Below are 17,952 nucleotides of genomic sequence, written 5' to 3'. Positions count from 1 at the left end.
TTATGTAGTGATTATTCAGATGCATCCTAAGCGAGCTTAGTCTACATCTCAACTTAAATACTGACGTATTTGCGTTGGATATTCTTTATTTACATTCAAACTACAATAATATATAAAATCGCTCATTCTTATATACTGTTATAGGTTTTATATAATAGCAGAGAAAAATGGTCGATTTTTTAGAGTCCAAAAGACAATTCTTCCATCTCTCTAGCTAAGTCTCCTTCAATTGTATAATCATCTACTTCTGAAATAGCTTGGTGTATATCTAATTGAGAGTCATCAATTAATAATTGAATTAGTGTATCCATATGCTTTAAATAGTTAGTATCCATACGGTGCTTACTCATTTTACGACTATTGAACCCTTTATCATGTCTTTTCTGAGCGCTTAACATAAATTGTTCTTTCACTGTGGCATTTAACTGCTCTCTTAATTGTACTTTTTGATCCTCAGCTAATATGAACTCTTCAAGAGAATCTTCATTTAAGTATTCATCACAGAGTACTAGTTTATAAGCATTATAGTAATAAGCAATATTAGCTTGTTTCTGTATCATTTTTTGAGACTCATGTTTGAACTCAAACCAATCTCTTGTCATCATTACATCTGAAATAGAACTATATCCTAACTTATCCAATATCTCTTTGTTACAAGCATTGATAATGTATTTCTCTTCTGCTTTAGCTTCTCTGTGATTTTGATTATCCATCTCACGTACTTTAAATGTTCTTTCATATTTTATAATGTTATCTTTCTCTAAGTTACAGATAGCTGTTTCTATAACTCCTTTTAAGCTTCCATTGCTTTTATTAAAAAAGTCATACACAACATCTTCTTCTATTGAAAGATACCTCGATAACTTACCAACATTAATACTACAAAACCCATAGTTTTGATTAATCATGTTGATATGATACAGTAAATTATTTCGACTAATCGCAATTTGTTTGTTTTTAGACTTTGCAAGTGTATGAAGGATTAGAGCCTGTACCATATCACTATAGACACTAGACTTCCCTCTGTTCTCCACCTTCTTATGAGCTACTTCAAATACTTTATCAATTACAATTGAATGTCCTGATTTATGCCAATCGCAATAACAGCTTAATTCTTTGAGTTGAGACTTCTTACTATTAGTATTGTTCTTAAAAGTTAATCCCAACTCCTCACACATAACTCTATGATTCTTAAATACTTTGCCATCTTTTATGAATTCAATTTTCATATATATCTCTCCTGATTAATCGTATTAGTTTAATGTTTAAGTTTTATATCGGTATTACTTAGTTAACTGTTTATATTCTTTAATTCCAATTTGAAGAGCCTCACTTTGCTCAAATAGGGTAAACTTCGCATCTGACGCTGGATGTTTGGCAATAGTAATGTAGTCCAATTGCTTAACCTCTCTTAGAAATGTAGATAAACGTGCATTGTAGCAAAAAAAGTATTTAGATTGTTTCATATGATCGTCTCCTTAGTTAAAATAAATACTCCGCAAGACTTAATCCTGCGGAATATAGTTGTACATAACCTTATCTTTATATGGATAAACAAGGTTAATAATTTGATCCGTTGGCGGTAGCTTATCATAGGCATGTGTTCTAATATGTTTATATTTCTTTTTTAACTTAAACTTCTCTTCTGGTAAGCTTAATTTGTAATCAAAATGAGGCTGTATCTCATTTATCATAATGTTGGTATGTAAACGTCCTTCTTCATTAAGTAAAATTTTATCATTTAAGTTGTAATGGTTCTGTACCTTATGAAAATATTCTTTATTCCTTTTGTCCAAAACATCTATCAACTCTGTATAGCCAATTTCCTCTAACCAATTGATATAGATACTTTTAAAATAGCTATTTGAAGCATAGAAACCCTTATGTGATGAGTCTACAGATAACAATATTTCTTTACCTAACTGTGTTTTTGGCAATGGAATGTCATATATACTCATAATTAACAACAATGTTGACAATGGGTATTTTTTAGCATATGATTGGACAGTGATGTTATTGTAAACATTCAAATTAACGCAGTTTTGATTAGCATAACTGTTGGGGAACAATTGTGTTAAATGATTATCAAACGTGCGTATTGAGCGTCCTAGAGCCATATCAACACCAATAGGCTTTAAGGACGTTTTATTTATTTGATATGTGTTTTGAAAATTGAAGTAATAGTTTACCTTCCATTTACCGTTAGTTATCTCTTGTAATAAATTACACCCCAAGAAGCTATCTACATCATCACCAAGCATCAAGTCATGTTCCAATTGAGTTTCATTTACAAATGGGGGTAATTGTTTCATTAAACTTTCTTTAAGCATAATAAACAGGATTAGGCTCTAAAATTGGCCATAACCCATGTGTTAAGTGTTGCAACTCCATCAAGTACAATTGATATAGATTTTGCCATATCTCCTTGAAACACCCTAAATGAGCGTACACAAAGAGAGTGGCTATATCCTAAAACCTCTCACCTTTTTCACCTTTCCTTTCATAACTATCTATAAATTCCTTGTATTTTTCTAAATTTCTCTCTTTAAAATCTATCTTTCCATTTTCAAACTTACTTACGGCTGCTTGACTAATGCCTATATACTTGGCAAGGTCAATCATTTTAATTTTGTTTCTCTTACGTTTAATCCAATAACTTTCTCGTTCTGTTAACATTGCGTCCTCCTTCTAATAAAAAAAAAATGGGGCACAGACTAAAACTAGCCCATACCCCACCTTTTAGATTAGAATATTGGACTAGTTTATTAAGCCTGCGGTGTTACTGTAATAACTCCTACTGCTTTCTTAGAACCTACTTTAAGTGTCGCTTCTGCAATAACCATCCCTTTCACGTTATCACCTGTTTTTGCAAGTGGCTCAAAGTGTGGTTGACGTAGATAAGCAAGGTCTACATAAGCATCATTGAATAGAATTGCTTTATCGGCTGGTACATGTTTAGAAAGAACTACATTTACAACTCCATAGTTTGTATTAAGCGTCTCTACAATAAGACCAAAGTTAGTTTCTTTATGTTGATAACCATATGCACCTTCATATAAAGCGTCAATTTGCTCTTTAATGTCGGCATTTACAAATAGGTAATATTGTCCTTCTGCCAAGTTTTGATTCCATAGGTTACGCATAGCCTGTTTAATCGTATCTTTTGTAACTGCACCAGTAACTGGAACTGCGTTACCCTCATCTGCAAATGCAACAAGGCCACCCATTCTACGAATACCTGAAGCTTCACCTGTATCTTTAGTTCCTAATAAGAATTTCTTTTCCATATTAATTTTTAATTCAAGGATTCTCTCCGCAATCTCTTGATCCAATTGACCTGATTGCATAGCGATTGCAGTTCCTGAAATCTTAGCACCTTTAGAGAAGATTTCTAATACGTTATTAAGTTCTTTTCTAGCAGACTCATAGAAAACAATATCGTCTGAACCTTCTACGGCACTAATATCATCTGTAGTATCAATAGTCTTTTCTCTCCACGTATATACAGTGCTTAGTGCCTTTTCAATATTGCCTTTGCTCATTAGTAATGATGTGAATGGCGTTGCTTCTACTCCAATTAATGCGATTTCCTTAGATAATGAAATAACCTCAGATTGTGTGAAATTTTTAGATGTAAACATTTAACATTTCTCCTTTTAATTTGTATTTTGGGTATAAAAAAAGCGCCCTTTTAGGACGTTTAAAACAATTTTGTTATATAATTTTTATGTACTATTTAAATAATTTAGCAAACTTAGTACTAAGCGTACCTTATATATATAAGCTTTATTTATTATTTGAATAATTTGGCAAACTTAGTTCCAATCATACCTCTTACGTCTTTATTTTGTTCAAAGACGGAGTATTCATCATCTTTTCTGTGATCGGCAGGTTTATAACCTAATTCAACTTTAACTTGATTCTTTACATTAGTTAGTAAGTCATTAAAGCTATTAATCTTATCTTCTAATTTCTCTAAATCATCTACCTGTAAAAACTCTGCAAACTCAGTTAATCCTGCTTTTTCAATTGCAAAACTAATTTTCTGTTGATTAAATTCGGCTTGTTGTTGTTGAAAAGCCTTCTCTGCTTCTGATAATTCTTTAGGTTTATATTGAAGTAAGTCGTCACGCTCAGTTGCAATTGGATTAAGTTCTTGTTCAATCCATTCATTCTTGGCGTTCTCAATTGCTTCATTAACCTGTTCTTGAGTAAAAGATTCACTCACATAACCATCTCCTTTTAGATTAAAATTTTAAATATTTTTGTTTTACTATTCACTTTTACACTTTCCTCACTCCTTTCAAGTTGATGGGCATATTAAAACTTTGATTTCAATGTAGAGATTTGTTTTTCTAGACGTTCAACGGCTTTCACAATACGTGATTGGCTTTCGTTTTGCTTTTCAATTTGAGCAATTAGTTTATCTTCACGCTGCTCTGCACGTTTCATAGTTGTAAGTAGTAACCAAATAAACAAGACACCAAATACTCCTTGTCCTGCAATTAGTTCATAGGGGATTGAATTAAAGTCCATCCTGTTCACTCCTTTCCTAATGGTTAAAAATATAACTAAAAAAATATAGTTTTAGATAGAAAAATAGGAGTGCCATGACGACACTCCAAACAAGGAAAGTGAGAAAAGTAAAAAAAGTGAAAGTAGGAAATATTATTATGACTTTAAGTAAAGTTGAAGGGAAAAATAAATAAAAACCCTTCATTCAATATTAGATTTATCCAATACTCAATGAAAAGCTCCTTAAAAGACTATTCTAAATTTCACATTTATAATCGCCAGACTCTCACTCCCACAAGACTTTCAAGAGTTCACTAAAAGTGCTTAAAATTTACTAATTCCTGAACCTCAACGGAGACAAGAGATTTGAGATTTTTATAAACCGGAATTTGTTTTGAGCTTATATTCATAATAAGGAAAAATGCAATAGTACTAATACACCTAGAGCCATAAGAGGTTAAGAGGTGTCTAAACTTCAAACATTCTTCGTCTCTCCATAATAAGCGTTTTGGCAACGTAGCCTATTGTCTTAGAGCCACAAGGGTTTGAGGGGTGTCTAAACTTCAAACATTCTTCGTCTCTCCATAATAAGCGTTTTGCCATGTAGCCTGTAATCATACTCTCCCAATAGGTTCAGGAATTCTCTATTTTCCTAAATTCATTTTTCATATGTCTTACCATAATAAAAGAAATTACCATACAACTGTTATCCTTAGAGTGACAAGAGGTTTAGCACTTTTCTATTTATACACGTTTTTATCCCCTTACCTTAATAAGCAATTTTGCCAATACTCTTTAAGTCGTACTCTCCCAACAGATACAACGTTTTTCTAAATGTGGACATAAATTTTATATCACTTATCACAATAAGGAAATTTGCTTGATCTTACTAATCCTTACTCTGATAAAGGATATAGAACTTTTCTAAAACTTCACATATATAACCCTTCCCTTAAAGACGATTATCTTTTTCCTCATTCAACACCCCTTTAACTCTACTCCCACATGGAGTTTGAGCATTCTTGATGAAAGGGCACTTTGCAACTCGTGCGTTACATTTTAAAAAAGCTCCTTAACAGCGAATTATCTTTTTTCGCTATTAACACCCTTTAAACGTAGTAGTCACAAGGGTTTTAGAGGTATGTAAATAAATGTAAAAGTAAATCCAGTTCTATAAACGTTGATTTAACAACATTTTGAATTAAAACTCATCGTGACACATTTTTTAGTGCCTCCTTTAAAGACTATTATAATTTTTCGATATAGACACCCTTAAAGGTTATATATGACAATGGATTTGACGATATGTAAAAAAGTGTAAAATGAAACTCAGCGTCATTAATGTTGATTTAAAGGGATTCTGAATTGAAACTCACCCTATCGCTTTTTTGTCTCCTTTAAAGACGGTTATCTTTTTATTTAGTGATTGCTCTAACCCTTGATATGATTGAGTTTTGTACACTTTAGTTAGGTAAAGAGTTTTTTATGCTCCTTTAACGACTATTCTAGATTTTTGACTCTGAAGTACCTTGAGCCTTAGAGAGACAAGGAGTTTAACGTTTGGTAATTTAAGGTAATATGATGCTAAACGCTAGAGCCTTACTCTCCCAAGGGGTTTGAGCGTTTATAGTTTATACACATAAATTTTATAAAATACCTCCTTTAACCACTGCTAACTCAAAATAGCCGTAACCCTAGAGCCATATAGCTTGAGAGCACTTTTCACAAACTTAGTTTGGTTTTTTGAAAGCGCATAACACTAATGGTGGCAAGGGAAATCGGTTCGTTTTAGAATGTGGTCACTTCACAAACTTTCTTCACTCGTAACTGAAACAGTGACGACCTCTATACGGTAGTCGCTGAAAATCGGAAGACCTCTCTTTGGTCATAGGAGAAATACCTAAGACCTTACCTGTGTATCGAATTTGATACTAGGGTTAAATTTGACCCCTGTTTCACAAACTTGTGAAATGAGATTTCAGGACTGGACACAGTGTCCTGCCCTAGAGTCTCCTTTAAAGACTATTCTACAAATTCACTCCAAATGTGCGATAAACTCAATAGTACCAATGGGTTTCGGCTTTCACTTTTTAAGCAAAAATTTTTGCTAATTCTCTGAGCCTTACTCTCACAAGGGATTTGAGGGTATCAAGCTTTTGGACATGAATTTTTCTTATATCATAATAAGAGAAAATCACCTAACCTTTATAAAGCCTACAGTGATGCATGATTCAGCGATTTTAAAATTTCTTAACATACTTACAGTGGATAAATTTATCTTATTTTATAATTACACTTAATATTGTTTATTTTCTCTTATAAGGTGTTTTAATATCAAAGAGACTAATTACACTATAATTAAATTTAAACCTCTAAGAAAGGACGATAGACACCTTAAAATTGAAGTCAGGTATATCAAGCACTCTCTCCGAACAACCACATGGAGTATTCATTATCCATAATCCTGTTCAGAATGCCCCAGAAATAGCCGTAAATATTCTTCACACCTTTACCTTGCTTTATGTTACGAATTAGTTGTCTAAAGGCATTGCAAGCCAATTCTGTACGGTCTGATTGCGTATAGTAAGAGTAATAACGTGTAGATAATTTTACACATTTATAAAGCTCTTCAATAACTTTATAGTCATCATAATAACAACCTGCTAGATCAGTGAACTCTTTAGGCACATTTGAAGAGGTGTATTTCTTATCTAATCGATCACTGCTACGTTCTTTATTATTTATATTGTTAGTTTTAAGAGAAGTATAGTTTTCTAGTGGTTCAATTTGCTCCTGTTGCAGTGGTTCAATTGATTCTGAAATAGATACATCTTGTTGTTGATTCATAGATTGATAGGGATTGAATACATAAACACTATGCCCTTGTTTACCATAATTAAAAGTATGATGAACAGTAAGAAGATTCATTTCTTGCGCCTTCTTTAACATTCGTTTGAATGTGCTTCTGGAAATGCCTACAGTACCCTCATGAGTGGCTTTAACTATTGTACCTATCTTTGCATTACATACTCCAAACACCTTAGCAGAGAAGCGTACAAGGCGTTTTAGGGCTACCAATTCACCCTTAGTAAACTTACTCTTACAATCGACCATCCACTGCTCTATAGAGTTATTAAAAGACTTCAAAGTATCAAATTGACTCAAACTTTTATATTGATTAATATTTCCACTTTTCATTAGATTATCCTCCACTCATTAGAAACATACGTTCGATTGAATGGACAGATTGAACTAACCTACTTGACCTCACTTTTTAAAAAAGGTACAATCAAATTGTCAATATTTGATGTTTTGGTTTGGTTAGTCCAAAATGTCACAAAGGGGTAAGACGTTGTGAGCGTCCTACCTCTTTTTTGTTTACTCGTTACATAAGTCTTCAGTTGATTAAATATCTAAATTGTTAAGGGGATTATGTTTATCATTTTGCTCTTTTAAATCATTCCCCCACATCGCTGCGTATTTCTCTGTAACTGCTATAGAGCTGTGTCTCATAAGCTTCTGTATAGCAAAGGTACTCATTCCCGACTGGATACAACGTTGGCAAAAGGTGTGACGAAAAGTATGAGCAGATAAACGTACATCTTTAAAATTCATAACCCTTGATAGTCTTTTAAATATACTTTTAACTGCGTCAGGTGTAAGTTTCTTGTTATAAACATTAGTAAATACAAATTCATTCACATCATCTTTACCAACTGTTTGTTCACAATACATTTTGTAGGCAGATAGTTCTTTAATTAACTTATCCGTTAAAGGAATTGTTTCATATTTACGGTTCTTACCTAGTACACCTAAAGTTTCATTTCTAAAATCAATATCATTCCATCTCAAATTGCACATTTCTGTTAATCTAATTCCACTTGATAACAAAGTGACTATCATACAGTAATCTCTATAGGCAAAGAAAGCCTTCTCTCGTTGCTTTATGCGTCTGTAGTAGTTCAACATAGTTTTAATGTGATAATCCGTAAACACTTCAATCTTAATATCCTCTTTAGAACGCCTAATCTTATCCGCAGGACTCTTAGAAATAACCTCAATCTCAATCATGTAATTAAGAAAGGCTTTAATACGTTGAAGCTTAGAATTAGTAGTAGTGACATTGTTTCCTTTCTTCTGATAATGAATTAGAAACTTCTTCACTGTATTAGGGGTAATATCTTGAACATTTAAGACTTCATTCTCGTTGCAGAAATCTAAAAATTGTTTAAGAATATCTTTGTAGTTGGTAATTGTAGTAGTAGAGAGATTTTTAAACTCTCTATCGTCTAAAAAATCTTGAATCGCAAATTTTAACAACAAAAAAAGCCACCTCGCATTATCTGCAAAGTGACTTCCAATGATCGTAACAGGTTCGTACACGACCACAACATTTTCAGTTGTTTAAAATCCGCTTAAACCCTTGATACGCTTTTGGTAATGACCTGAGAGGGATTCGAACCCCCGACCCCTACCCTGTCAAGGTAGTGTTCTCCCGCTGAACTATCAGATCAACATAGTATAGACTTAATTTTATGGATTGCTTCCCTTATTGTCAACCTTTTTATACGCAGCTCACAAAATAGGAGACAGTCCTAAAAGAGAAAAAAGGCTGAGTGTTAGTCAGCCTTTTTTTCTTACTTGTTGTCATCATCTTTTTTATTCTCGTCACCGCTGTAATTAGGATCATCATTGTTATCAGCGCCATCGTCATTAATATTTGCATCATCGTCAATATTGTCATTGTCGTCTGCATCATTTGTATTTCCATCATTATCATTGTCTGTATTATCATCTGTAGTGTTCGTATCTTCATTATTCATGTTCTCGTCCATGTTTTCATCATTATTCTCATTATCTGTGCCATTATCATCGGTCACGTCGTTTTCTTCCTGCTGATTATTATCGTCATTTCCGTTATTGTTACAAGCAGTAAGACCAAAACTTGCGAGTAGAGATGCTGCGAGAATTAAAAGCCATTTTTTCATTGTAAAAACCTCCATGTTGTTATGTTTATCCATTTCATAGACTGTACAGTTTCCTTATTTTTATACAAAAAATTCCGGATAAAAATTAACACCTCGGATATTCTAATAAATGGCTTTCTTACTTTAGAAAACGAGGGATTAAAATGGACAAAAAATATGAAGGTTACCCAGTTGCGGAATTATCAAAAGTTCAGCTTGAAAAAGTTCAGCAGCTTGAACAAGAAATTGCTTCTTCTTTAAATGAGCATATTGTATTGATTGCCTATGAAGAAAAGAAATAAAAAAGGAACAGAGCCCTTCTCTGTTCCTTTTTTATATGACAAAATTAGTCAGTGTTTGATATTCTTATAAAAGAACGGCTGTTAACAAAAGGGGGCTTTTGTATGAATATTGAACGCTATTTAGAGAGAATTCATGCCGTATTTAAACAAGAGCGCACGCTCGTTTATCTAACTTATTTACAACAACAGCATCTTTTTCATATTCCGTTTGAAAATTTAGATGTTGTCTATAAAAAAGAGATTGTGTTAAATGAAGATGTTCTTTTTCATAAAATCATTGAGAAAAATCGTGGTGGGTTTTGCTATGAGCTAAATAGTCTCTTTTGTGCTTTTTTACAAGAAATCGGATTTCAAGCAAAACTTCTTAGCGCCACTGTTCAAGATGAACAAGGAAAAGCATTTAGAGAAGAAAGCCATGCTACAACGCTCGTTCTTCTTAATGGAAAAGAATATCTTGTTGATGTTGGATTTGGAGATTCAGTTCGGCAACCACTGCCTCTTTCAGGTGAAATGGTTCGCGATGTTAGTGGAACACATCGAATTTCCAAGTCTCAGCAACACTTTTGCTTACAAAAAAAGCTGAATGGAAAATGGATAACAAAATATCTCTTCTCTACAGAAGAAAAAGCTGCAGATTCCTTTAAAGAAGCCTGTATCTTTACTCAAACGTCTCCTACTTCTCCTTTTACAGGTCGTAGAATTGTAACAATCGCTACGCCAAGAGGACGTGTAACACTCTCTGATAATACGCTAACAATTGCGCATGAAGAAACCAAAACGAAAAAAACATTCAAAGAAGATCAGTTTTTTCATATTTTACAAACTTACTTTCATATTCCTTCCTCTTCTTTATAAACTTAACACCCTATTTGGCTTTTACTCATATACTGTTTTATCTTGGGATGAACACGGAGAGGAGACGGTTATGAACTTTCGAAAAGCAACACTTGTAGACTTTAGAGCCCTAAACACGCTTTTATTTGAGTCACAGCGTATGCATGCTAATGCACTTCCAGAGCTTTTTTCTATATCGCGAACAGTCATCCCCTACCCTGATTATCAGACAATGATTCATGGTTCTAACTTTCACATACTGGTGGCTGAAGAGTATGGAAAACTTATTGGATATTCAATAACTGAACTTACGGCAACTAGTTCTGGAATTGGACGTTCTAGTTCGCGTGCTGCTTACATGTACTACTTAGGCGTTGATACTTCTCATCAAAAGAGCGGCATTGGACGTAAACTGTTTGAAGAAGTAAAGAAATGGGCTATACAAAATAAAGCAAGGACAATTCATCTTAATGTGTGGTCATTTAATCAAAATGCTGTTGCTTTTTATAACCGCCTTGGTATGAAAGAAATTGGAAAATTAATGTCTTATGAACTCCATTAATAAAAAGATCATCCTAACAAAATTAGGATGATCTTTTTATTAATTAACTCGTTCTTGTTCTTCTTCAAGCAAATCACGTTGTTTGTGAGCAAGACGACTTGCTGCACTTGCCGCAACGCTTGCGACAAGATCATCAAGAAACGTATTAACGCCTCTCTTTTTATCTGTATCAAGTTTATTAATAATACCAATTTTACACTTATCAAGATGACCGAATGTTGTAACACCAATACTTCCGTATGTTAATGTGGCCCCAAAAGCAATTGTTTCATCAACACCAAACAGCCCCTCATCTTGTTCTACAATCGTTTGAAGCGGCTCTGATAACATCCCCTTTTCAGCAAGCTTATCAAGCTCAACTCCAACAAGAATAGCGTGCTGAATTTCTCTTTTTGTGAGAACTCTTTCAACACTTGTAACGCATTCTTCGATTGTTAGCTTATCATTGTAGGGCTTTTGCATTTCAAAAACAATTTCGGCTATATCCACAACAGTGACGCCACGTTCTTTTAATAAATTGAAGGTTGCTTCTGTAATTTCTTTGCTTGAAACAAAAGGGTTTTTTTTCACTATGTAGTTCCTCCTCTTATGAACGCAGTAAGGTGTTTCTTTTTCATTGTATCATGTGAAAAAGGGAGTGAAAAGAATACGACAGAAGGACAAACGAAAAACAGCACACACCGCTTTCCCCCGCTGCTTTTCCTGTGATAAAATAAAGGTAACGCTTTCAAGTTTGGAGGATTTTTAATGGATTATCGCCCTGGAAAAATTGAGGAACTAACGTTTTATAGTGAAGAACTTCAGGAAGAAATGACGCTGCTTTTATATCTTCCAAAAACATATTCTCCACTTTATAAATATTCCTTATTAATTGCTCAAGATGGGAAAGATTATTTTATGTTTGGAAAGCTATCACGGGCGCTTGATGAATTGTCTGAGGAAGAGGAAATTGAACCAACAATTGCAGTGGGTATTCCTTATAAATCAGTAGATGAGCGACGCAAAATGTATCATCCTGATGGAGAAAAAGTTGAACAATACGTTCGATTTTTAGCTCATGAACTCCTTTCTTATTTAGACGACCTTCTTCCAACTCATAAAATGGGAGGAACAAGAACACTTATTGGAGATTCGTTAGGTGGAACAGTTTCTTTATTAACAGCACTTCAATATCCTCACACATTTAACAAAGTTGTGGCTCAGTCACCACTTGTAAATGAAACGCTTCTAAATAAAGTTGCTGACTTTTCTTCTCCAAATGCCTTACATATTTATCATACAATTGGCCTTCAGGAGACAGAAGTGAAGACAACAGACAAGAAAATTGCTGACTTCCTAACACCTAACAGAGACCTTTATCAACTTCTTAGTGCAAAAGGATTTTCTTACTTTTATGAAGAGATGGAAGGAAACCATACGTGGAGATATTGGCAGAAAGATATGCCTCGCGCTTTAAGAAAAATGTTAAGTTAACCAACATACTTTTGAGAATATAATGTTTTTCAGAAATTTGCTATAATTAACAAGAAACTGCATCTTTATACAATTTAAGGAGGGACTGTATGATGAAATACGGAGTTGTTTTATTTCCATCAAAAAAATTACAGGATACTGCAAACTCTTATCGAAAACGCTATGATGCTAGATATGCTCTAATCCCGCCACATATTACAGTTAAAGAACAATTTGAAACGTCTAATGAGGAGCTTGAGACGTTAATTCCTACATTTCGTGATATCGCTCATAAACTCAAGCCAATCACTATTAATGTCACTAAAGTTAGTTCTTTTTCTCCTGCAAATAATACAGTTTATTTAAAAGTTGAAAAAAATGATGAATTAAAAACGCTATACGAGCACCTTCATAGCGGACCTCTTGCTCAAGAAGTAGAATATTCATATATTCCTCACATTACAATTGGGCAAAACCTATCAGATGATGAACATCTTGATGTATACAGTCAACTTAAACTAGTTGATATTAATCATGAAGAAGTTATTGATCGTTTTCATCTTCTTTACCAACTTGATAATGGTTCATGGACGGTTTATGAAACATTTCGTTTTGGACACGAATAACATCATAAAAAAAGAAGGCACGGTAGCATCCCTAATCTTACAGGGATGCTACCGTGCTTTTTTGATTTTAAACATAAAAAAGGCTCCTACAAAAACAAGCAATGCTGCTGAAACTTTAAAACTCTGAACAAAATAATAAAAAAGATTATGTACGCTTTTCATTGCAAAATCTCCTTACTCTTATCAAACTATCTCTTAAATTCCACAAAATGTCATGCTACTAGTAACATCCTATATGATAATATGTTTTCGATGTTAATTACAAGTATTAGTTACTATAAAAAGTAAATTTTTTCCTGAAATATTCTTTAAAATGAGTTTAAAGCTTCCTTATGTTCCCCTCTTTATACAAGATTGTTAAAGAACTTTCCTTTTCCAGTTATTTCACTTATCGTCTTTTGTATTTCCATATTCTTTTGTCTTCTCATTTCTATTTCTTCTTTTTGAAATCTTTCATTACTTCCGTATAAAGCTTGTGTTGGAACTATTTTATGCACTGCTCTGCCCTTATAACCTTTTAGTGTTCTATTAGTGTATTGAAGGTACGTGTAATTTTCAATTGGTAAAATATATCCCACGCTTTCTCCCTCCTATTCTTCCCTATTATTTGCCCTCATTTGTTTCTTTCTAATCCTCTTAAAATACTGTTATTCTTTCGTTCTCCTTTCCATTCTGATATGATGAAGTTTGATTATAATGTTTAGATAAGTGCAAAGTGAGGAGACTATTTCATGAATCAAGCCATTTATCAAAATGAAATGATTTCACTTTCAACAATGAAAAGAGAGCTTTATCAATCTTTGTATGAAGAAAGTCAGCGTGGACTCATTACATGCGCTCACTGTCATGAAAGTGTAAAGCTTTATATAGGGATGGAAAAAAAACCTTATTTTTATCATTCTTTAAAACCTTATGAACGTCCTGAATGTATAAAAAGCATAGAAGAAAAGGTGCAAAAAAAGGTTGTAAAAGAAACAAAACCTGTCTACCGTGAAAGTGCTGGATTTCGCTTACCTACAAGTAGAACAATTAGTGGCAATACAGCAACTGTTGATGTGCCTTTCACAAAAACAAAAGCGCTTGTTTCTCAAAGTTCCTTCAAAACACGGAGAGGCACGGTTATTAATTATGCTGGGTTGTCTCTTGATATACAGCAGGAAGAAGCGGTAAAAAAGACAGAGGGTCCGTTGCTTGTTCTGGCTGGAGCTGGAAGTGGAAAAACACGAGTTCTCACAGCACGTGCTGCCTACCTGCTCGCGGAGAAGAAAGTAGATCCATCTTCCATTATGCTTGTAACGTTTACAACAAAAGCAGCTCAAGAGATGAAAGAGCGGCTTCGTTCATATGAGGGTATTCAATCTTCCATGATAGGGAAGATGGTAGTTGGAACATTTCACAGTATTTTTTATAGAATATTAAGCTATCATAAGCCACAAGAGTGGCGAAACGACCGTCTAATGAAGTGGGAATGGCAACGCGAAAAGTTTGTAAAAATAGCAACACGAGAGCTTGATATTGAAGAAGAACAGTTTCCTTTTGACCAAGCTTTAAACGAAATAAGCTATTGGAAAAACACCCTCATCTTACCGAGTGATGTTAAGCCTGAGAATCAATGGGAAAAAGATGTTCAATATCTTTACAGACGCTATGAAGAAATGCGAATAGAGCAAGGAATGTTTGATTTTGATGACATGCTTCTAGGTTGCTATGAGCTTTTAAAAGAAAATGAAGAAATTCGTTCTTATTATCAAGACCGCTTTCACTACTTTCTAGTTGATGAATTTCAAGATATTAATCTTGTGCAATACGAAATCATGAAGCTTTTAAGTGCAAAATCTCAAAATATCTGTGTTGTTGGCGATGATGATCAATCCATTTATGCGTTTCGTGGAAGTAATCCAAGTTTTATTCGAAACTTTAGTAATGACAATAATGGCACCCAGATTGTTACACTTAGTGAAAACTATCGTTCAAGTCATGCTATTGTTGACGGAGCAAATGCGGTAATTAAGCGAAACAAAGATCGCTATACTAAAAAAATGCGCGCTCAGTTTGAAAATGAGTTCACTCCGCTTTCATTTTCTCCTTATGATGAAGAAGAAGAAGCAACAATGATCGTAACGGATATTAAAGAAAAGATCGAACAGGGAGCAGACCCTAGTGATTTTGCCATTCTATATCGCACACATACGATGTCAAGAGCTCTCTTTGAACGACTCTCATCTTCTAATTTACCTTTTTCAATTGATTATGGTGCAGATTCTTTCTATAACAGACGTATGATCAAAGCAATGCTTGCCTTCTTACGATTGAGTATAAATGAGAACGACCAGGAAGCCTTAGGCCAACTTTTACCTGCCTTATTTTTAAAAGCTTCTGCTTTGAATGATGTAAAAGCATTGAGCATTTTGCATGATTGTTCATATGTAGAAGCGCTTATCCATTTAACAAACCTTCAAAGTTTTCAAAAACGAAAGCTTATGAAGCTTGTTCCGCTGTTTTCAACATTAAAAAATCGTTCTCCTCTTGGAGCAATTGATATTATTGAAAAAGAAATGGGCTTTAATCAGTTTGTAAAAAAGCGTGGCAATGAAGGAAATGCTATTGAAAAAGGTTCTGATGATATTCGGGATTTAAAAGTTGTGGCGAAAAAATTTAACACTGTAAAACAATTTATAGAACATGCTGATCACATGAAAGCAATGAATGAGGAAATGAAGAAACTTAGCAAAACATTTCCTTCTTCGATTACACTTACAACTATTCACCGTGCAAAAGGTCTTGAATATAACCATGTATATATATTAGGAGTTGTTGATGGAGCTCTCCCTCATGACTATGCTCTTGATGCTTATCGAAATGGAGACGAGGCCCCCCTTGAAGAAGAAAGAAGGCTTCTTTATGTAGCGATGACACGAGCTAAACAATCTCTTTTTCTGTCGATACCAGAACACCGTAGAGGAAAGAAAGCCCATCCATCCCGCTTCCTCAAAGGTTTATTTTAAAAAAGAACCCCATCTTTGAGATGGGGTTTTATTTTTTATTAATCATTTTCGCGATTGTTCCAAAATCAAGTGATTGACCGTTATCTGTAATTGCTTTAACAATTTTATCTTCTTTTTCTTTTGATACAGGTTTGTTTGCAATTTGTGAAACGCGGCGTACAAGATTGCGTACTGTTTTTTCATCTTTGAAGTTTGCTCCTTGCACAGAGTTAGCAAGTTCAAATACGTCTTTCATATTTACGCCTGTTTTCTTTTCAATGTTTTTAAAGAGATTGTTATCCATCATGATCCCTCCTTATCACAGTAATATATCGTATGAAATTAAAGAAGAATTGGTGAAAAAGAAAGTGCGAGTAAAAGTTTACTCGCACTCTTTAACATACAGTATTGTTTAGGAGGGAAGTGTTCCAAAGTTCTGTTTAGCTACAAAAAGCAGCACCAACGATAATTAATAGAATGAACAATACAACGATTAGCGCAAAGCCGCCACCGCAGCCGCCACCATAACCGTAGCCGCCACCGCCGTAACTACCGCCACAACCGTAACCACCATATCCGAAGCCCATATCTTTACACCTCCTCTTTCCTTATTCCTTAACACGATATGTTGAAGGAGTGCATTTGGTATGGGCGCATGTTGTTTTTCTTTTTTTATTTTTCAAAAGGATCATTCATCTCATATTTCCCAAACGCTTCTTCACTTTTTTCAATGTCATGCATTTTTTTCTCGTATTCCCTCTTCTCTACATATCTTTCTAATTTCTGTATTTGCTCTTCTTCTTTCTCCATTTTGTTACTATGGAAATTCTCAAAAAAAGTTTCAAGCTCCTCTAAGAAATCACTCATTTCTTTCACCTCACACTTTCATGTTTATTCGGAAAAAGAAAAAAGGGCAATAATACATTGCCCTTTCTTTCGTATAATCTCGTGATTAACGTTTTGGATCTACTTTTAACTTCTTTCCACATCCACAGTCTTTAACTTGTTGTTTGTTTGCATAAAGCTTGGGTTTCTTTTGTGGATGCTTATGTGATGAAGGATAATAGACATGACCGTTTTGAGGATATTGAGGATATTGCATGTTTAATTCACCTCTTTTCTACTGTCATGCTTTCGTTTGCTAGCACGAGTATGAAAAACAATATGAAACTCTCTCTTTACTATATTCTTTATAATGCTCTCTGTTGATAGGATGTTTACCTTATTTTCTTGGTCTTCGCTTCTCTTTATAGAAGTTTTGCTCTTTTAAATTACGCATAAACCAATCATTATCATAGTTCTTTACGTTAGGAGATTGGTCAGCTGGCTTCTGATCGTGTACTTTCTTTTCTAGAATAGCAACTTGCTCTTTCAGCTTAGCTGTTTCTTCTTTTTGAAGTTTAAGAAGTTCTTCTTCTTTCTCGTTTTCAACCGTTTCAATTTTTTTGCTTAGTTCCTCGGCTCTTTCACGCCATTTTTCTTTTTCAAGTATAATTTGCTCTTTTTCAAGCATAATTTGTTCTTTTTCCTCAAGCCACTGCTCCGCTAATTCTTCTTCAATATCATGTAAGCTTAACGTTTTCAAACGATTCTTATTGTATTCACTTTTATAAAATTCAAGCTCTGCCCTCATTCGCTGTAGATAGCCTTTTAGCTGTTCATATGTTGGTTTTGTTTGAGACACTGTCATACACTCCTTGCTGTCTTTGA

The 17,952-nt window shown here is 34.0% G+C and carries 22 protein-coding genes and 1 tRNA gene; 6 read left to right on the top strand and 17 right to left on the bottom strand.

All coding sequences use genetic code 11. The annotated features are described in order from the left end of the window. Positions 1 to 179: 179 nt before the first annotated feature. From B9N79_RS17250 to B9N79_RS17200, 10 genes are all read right to left on the bottom strand, one after another. The gene (locus B9N79_RS17250) at positions 180 to 1,229 is read right to left on the bottom strand and encodes a hypothetical protein (protein ID WP_085118730.1); all 1,050 of its coding nucleotides are present in this window, start codon (positions 1,227 to 1,229) and stop codon (positions 180 to 182) included. Positions 1,230 to 1,505: 276 nt separating this feature from the next. Next, entirely contained in the window at positions 1,506 to 2,312 is an 807-nt protein-coding gene (locus B9N79_RS17240; protein ID WP_085118725.1) for a hypothetical protein, read from the bottom strand. Positions 2,313 to 2,469: 157 nt separating this feature from the next. Continuing rightward, positions 2,470 to 2,676: a helix-turn-helix domain-containing protein gene (locus B9N79_RS17235; RefSeq protein WP_085118722.1), complete on the bottom strand. Its 207-nt coding sequence runs from the start codon at positions 2,674 to 2,676 to the stop codon at positions 2,470 to 2,472. Between the two features lie 89 nt (positions 2,677 to 2,765). Beyond that, a complete protein-coding gene (locus tag B9N79_RS17230) occupies positions 2,766 to 3,641 on the bottom strand; it encodes an SU10 major capsid protein (protein ID WP_085118719.1) in 876 nt (291 codons plus the stop codon). A 152-nt stretch (positions 3,642 to 3,793) separates the two neighbouring features. Continuing rightward, complete coding sequence (locus tag B9N79_RS17225; RefSeq protein WP_085118717.1) at positions 3,794 to 4,228, bottom strand: hypothetical protein; 435 nt, start codon at positions 4,226 to 4,228, stop codon at positions 3,794 to 3,796. A gap of 92 nt (positions 4,229 to 4,320) precedes the next feature. Next, the gene (locus B9N79_RS17220) at positions 4,321 to 4,536 is read right to left on the bottom strand and encodes a BhlA/UviB family holin-like peptide (protein WP_085118714.1); all 216 of its coding nucleotides are present in this window, start codon (positions 4,534 to 4,536) and stop codon (positions 4,321 to 4,323) included. A 2,394-nt stretch (positions 4,537 to 6,930) separates the two neighbouring features. Next, entirely contained in the window at positions 6,931 to 7,713 is a 783-nt protein-coding gene (locus B9N79_RS17215; protein WP_085118711.1) for a hypothetical protein, read from the bottom strand. Positions 7,714 to 7,920: 207 nt separating this feature from the next. Further along, positions 7,921 to 8,838, bottom strand: a complete 918-nt coding sequence (locus B9N79_RS17210; protein WP_205635671.1) for a tyrosine-type recombinase/integrase — start codon at positions 8,836 to 8,838, stop codon at positions 7,921 to 7,923. A gap of 118 nt (positions 8,839 to 8,956) precedes the next feature. Continuing rightward, a tRNA-Val gene (locus tag B9N79_RS17205) sits at positions 8,957 to 9,028 on the bottom strand. A gap of 124 nt (positions 9,029 to 9,152) precedes the next feature. Continuing rightward, positions 9,153 to 9,503: a hypothetical protein gene (locus B9N79_RS17200; RefSeq protein WP_048896700.1), complete on the bottom strand. Its 351-nt coding sequence runs from the start codon at positions 9,501 to 9,503 to the stop codon at positions 9,153 to 9,155. A gap of 143 nt (positions 9,504 to 9,646) precedes the next feature. On the opposite strand from B9N79_RS17200, the gene B9N79_RS26215 reads away from it, so the two are divergent. From B9N79_RS26215 to B9N79_RS17190, 3 genes are all read left to right on the top strand, one after another. After that, positions 9,647 to 9,784: a hypothetical protein gene (locus tag B9N79_RS26215; protein ID WP_019393792.1), complete on the top strand. Its 138-nt coding sequence runs from the start codon at positions 9,647 to 9,649 to the stop codon at positions 9,782 to 9,784. Positions 9,785 to 9,886: 102 nt separating this feature from the next. Continuing rightward, on the top strand, positions 9,887 to 10,639 hold the full coding sequence (locus B9N79_RS17195) for an arylamine N-acetyltransferase family protein (RefSeq protein ID WP_019393793.1): 753 nt from the start codon (positions 9,887 to 9,889) through the stop codon (positions 10,637 to 10,639). A gap of 70 nt (positions 10,640 to 10,709) precedes the next feature. Beyond that, a complete protein-coding gene (locus B9N79_RS17190) occupies positions 10,710 to 11,180 on the top strand; it encodes a GNAT family N-acetyltransferase (RefSeq protein WP_167555131.1) in 471 nt (156 codons plus the stop codon). Positions 11,181 to 11,219: 39 nt separating this feature from the next. Here B9N79_RS17190 and B9N79_RS17185 read toward each other — a convergent pair whose 3' ends face one another. Next, complete coding sequence (locus B9N79_RS17185; protein ID WP_085118703.1) at positions 11,220 to 11,750, bottom strand: phosphatidylglycerophosphatase A family protein; 531 nt, start codon at positions 11,748 to 11,750, stop codon at positions 11,220 to 11,222. 177 nt (positions 11,751 to 11,927) lie between these two features. Between B9N79_RS17185 and B9N79_RS17180 the strand changes: the two genes are divergently transcribed. After that, a complete protein-coding gene (locus tag B9N79_RS17180; protein ID WP_019393796.1) occupies positions 11,928 to 12,653 on the top strand; it encodes an alpha/beta hydrolase in 726 nt (241 codons plus the stop codon). A 92-nt stretch (positions 12,654 to 12,745) separates the two neighbouring features. Continuing rightward, on the top strand, positions 12,746 to 13,258 hold the full coding sequence (locus B9N79_RS17175) for a YjcG family protein (protein ID WP_026009674.1): 513 nt from the start codon (positions 12,746 to 12,748) through the stop codon (positions 13,256 to 13,258). Between the two features lie 344 nt (positions 13,259 to 13,602). Here B9N79_RS17175 and B9N79_RS17170 read toward each other — a convergent pair whose 3' ends face one another. Further along, the gene (locus tag B9N79_RS17170; protein ID WP_040057133.1) at positions 13,603 to 13,836 is read right to left on the bottom strand and encodes a hypothetical protein; all 234 of its coding nucleotides are present in this window, start codon (positions 13,834 to 13,836) and stop codon (positions 13,603 to 13,605) included. Between the two features lie 153 nt (positions 13,837 to 13,989). On the opposite strand from B9N79_RS17170, the gene B9N79_RS17165 reads away from it, so the two are divergent. Beyond that, on the top strand, positions 13,990 to 16,263 hold the full coding sequence (locus tag B9N79_RS17165; protein WP_046216722.1) for an ATP-dependent helicase: 2,274 nt from the start codon (positions 13,990 to 13,992) through the stop codon (positions 16,261 to 16,263). A gap of 28 nt (positions 16,264 to 16,291) precedes the next feature. On the opposite strand, the gene spoVIF is transcribed toward B9N79_RS17165, so the two are convergent. From spoVIF to B9N79_RS17145, 5 genes are all read right to left on the bottom strand, one after another. Further along, positions 16,292 to 16,546 (bottom strand): sporulation-specific transcription regulator SpoVIF, encoded by a 255-nt coding sequence (gene spoVIF / locus B9N79_RS17160; protein ID WP_040057135.1) that lies wholly within the window; start codon positions 16,544 to 16,546, stop codon positions 16,292 to 16,294. Positions 16,547 to 16,682: 136 nt separating this feature from the next. Next, entirely contained in the window at positions 16,683 to 16,829 is a 147-nt protein-coding gene (locus B9N79_RS17155; protein ID WP_019393802.1) for a YjcZ family sporulation protein, read from the bottom strand. A gap of 85 nt (positions 16,830 to 16,914) precedes the next feature. Further along, complete coding sequence (locus B9N79_RS17150; protein WP_040057136.1) at positions 16,915 to 17,109, bottom strand: hypothetical protein; 195 nt, start codon at positions 17,107 to 17,109, stop codon at positions 16,915 to 16,917. 85 nt (positions 17,110 to 17,194) lie between these two features. Continuing rightward, positions 17,195 to 17,344, bottom strand: a complete 150-nt coding sequence (locus B9N79_RS26210; protein ID WP_019393804.1) for a hypothetical protein — start codon at positions 17,342 to 17,344, stop codon at positions 17,195 to 17,197. Positions 17,345 to 17,464: 120 nt separating this feature from the next. Further along, on the bottom strand, positions 17,465 to 17,926 hold the full coding sequence (locus tag B9N79_RS17145) for a hypothetical protein (protein ID WP_048896699.1): 462 nt from the start codon (positions 17,924 to 17,926) through the stop codon (positions 17,465 to 17,467). Positions 17,927 to 17,952: the final 26 nt, after the last annotated feature.

The organism is Priestia filamentosa (assembly GCF_900177535.1).
Lineage (GTDB): Bacteria > Bacillota > Bacilli > Bacillales > Bacillaceae_H > Bacillus_I > Bacillus_I filamentosa.
This window is presented reverse-complemented; position numbering and strand designations above follow the sequence as displayed.

Bases quoted from the DNA above. Each gene is read 5' to 3' on its own strand.
- B9N79_RS17250 (WP_085118730.1), bottom strand. From the start codon at position 1,229: ATGAAAATTGAATTCATAAAAGATGGCAAAGTATTTAAGAATCATAGA.
- B9N79_RS17240 (WP_085118725.1), bottom strand. From the start codon at position 2,312: ATGAAACAATTACCCCCATTTGTAAATGAAACTCAATTGGAACATGAC.
- B9N79_RS17235 (WP_085118722.1), bottom strand. From the start codon at position 2,676: ATGTTAACAGAACGAGAAAGTTATTGGATTAAACGTAAGAGAAACAAA.
- B9N79_RS17230 (WP_085118719.1), bottom strand. From the start codon at position 3,641: ATGTTTACATCTAAAAATTTCACACAATCTGAGGTTATTTCATTATCT.
- B9N79_RS17220 (WP_085118714.1), bottom strand. From the start codon at position 4,536: ATGGACTTTAATTCAATCCCCTATGAACTAATTGCAGGACAAGGAGTA.
- B9N79_RS17215 (WP_085118711.1), bottom strand. From the start codon at position 7,713: ATGAAAAGTGGAAATATTAATCAATATAAAAGTTTGAGTCAATTTGAT.
- B9N79_RS17200 (WP_048896700.1), bottom strand. From the start codon at position 9,503: ATGAAAAAATGGCTTTTAATTCTCGCAGCATCTCTACTCGCAAGTTTT.
- B9N79_RS26215 (WP_019393792.1), top strand. From the start codon at position 9,647: ATGGACAAAAAATATGAAGGTTACCCAGTTGCGGAATTATCAAAAGTT.
- B9N79_RS17195 (WP_019393793.1), top strand. From the start codon at position 9,887: ATGAATATTGAACGCTATTTAGAGAGAATTCATGCCGTATTTAAACAA.
- B9N79_RS17190 (WP_167555131.1), top strand. From the start codon at position 10,710: ATGAACTTTCGAAAAGCAACACTTGTAGACTTTAGAGCCCTAAACACG.
- B9N79_RS17180 (WP_019393796.1), top strand. From the start codon at position 11,928: ATGGATTATCGCCCTGGAAAAATTGAGGAACTAACGTTTTATAGTGAA.
- B9N79_RS17175 (WP_026009674.1), top strand. From the start codon at position 12,746: ATGAAATACGGAGTTGTTTTATTTCCATCAAAAAAATTACAGGATACT.
- B9N79_RS17165 (WP_046216722.1), top strand. From the start codon at position 13,990: ATGAATCAAGCCATTTATCAAAATGAAATGATTTCACTTTCAACAATG.
- spoVIF (WP_040057135.1), bottom strand. From the start codon at position 16,546: ATGGATAACAATCTCTTTAAAAACATTGAAAAGAAAACAGGCGTAAAT.
- B9N79_RS17155 (WP_019393802.1), bottom strand. From the start codon at position 16,829: ATGGGCTTCGGATATGGTGGTTACGGTTGTGGCGGTAGTTACGGCGGT.
- B9N79_RS17150 (WP_040057136.1), bottom strand. From the start codon at position 17,109: ATGAGTGATTTCTTAGAGGAGCTTGAAACTTTTTTTGAGAATTTCCAT.
- B9N79_RS26210 (WP_019393804.1), bottom strand. From the start codon at position 17,344: ATGCAATATCCTCAATATCCTCAAAACGGTCATGTCTATTATCCTTCA.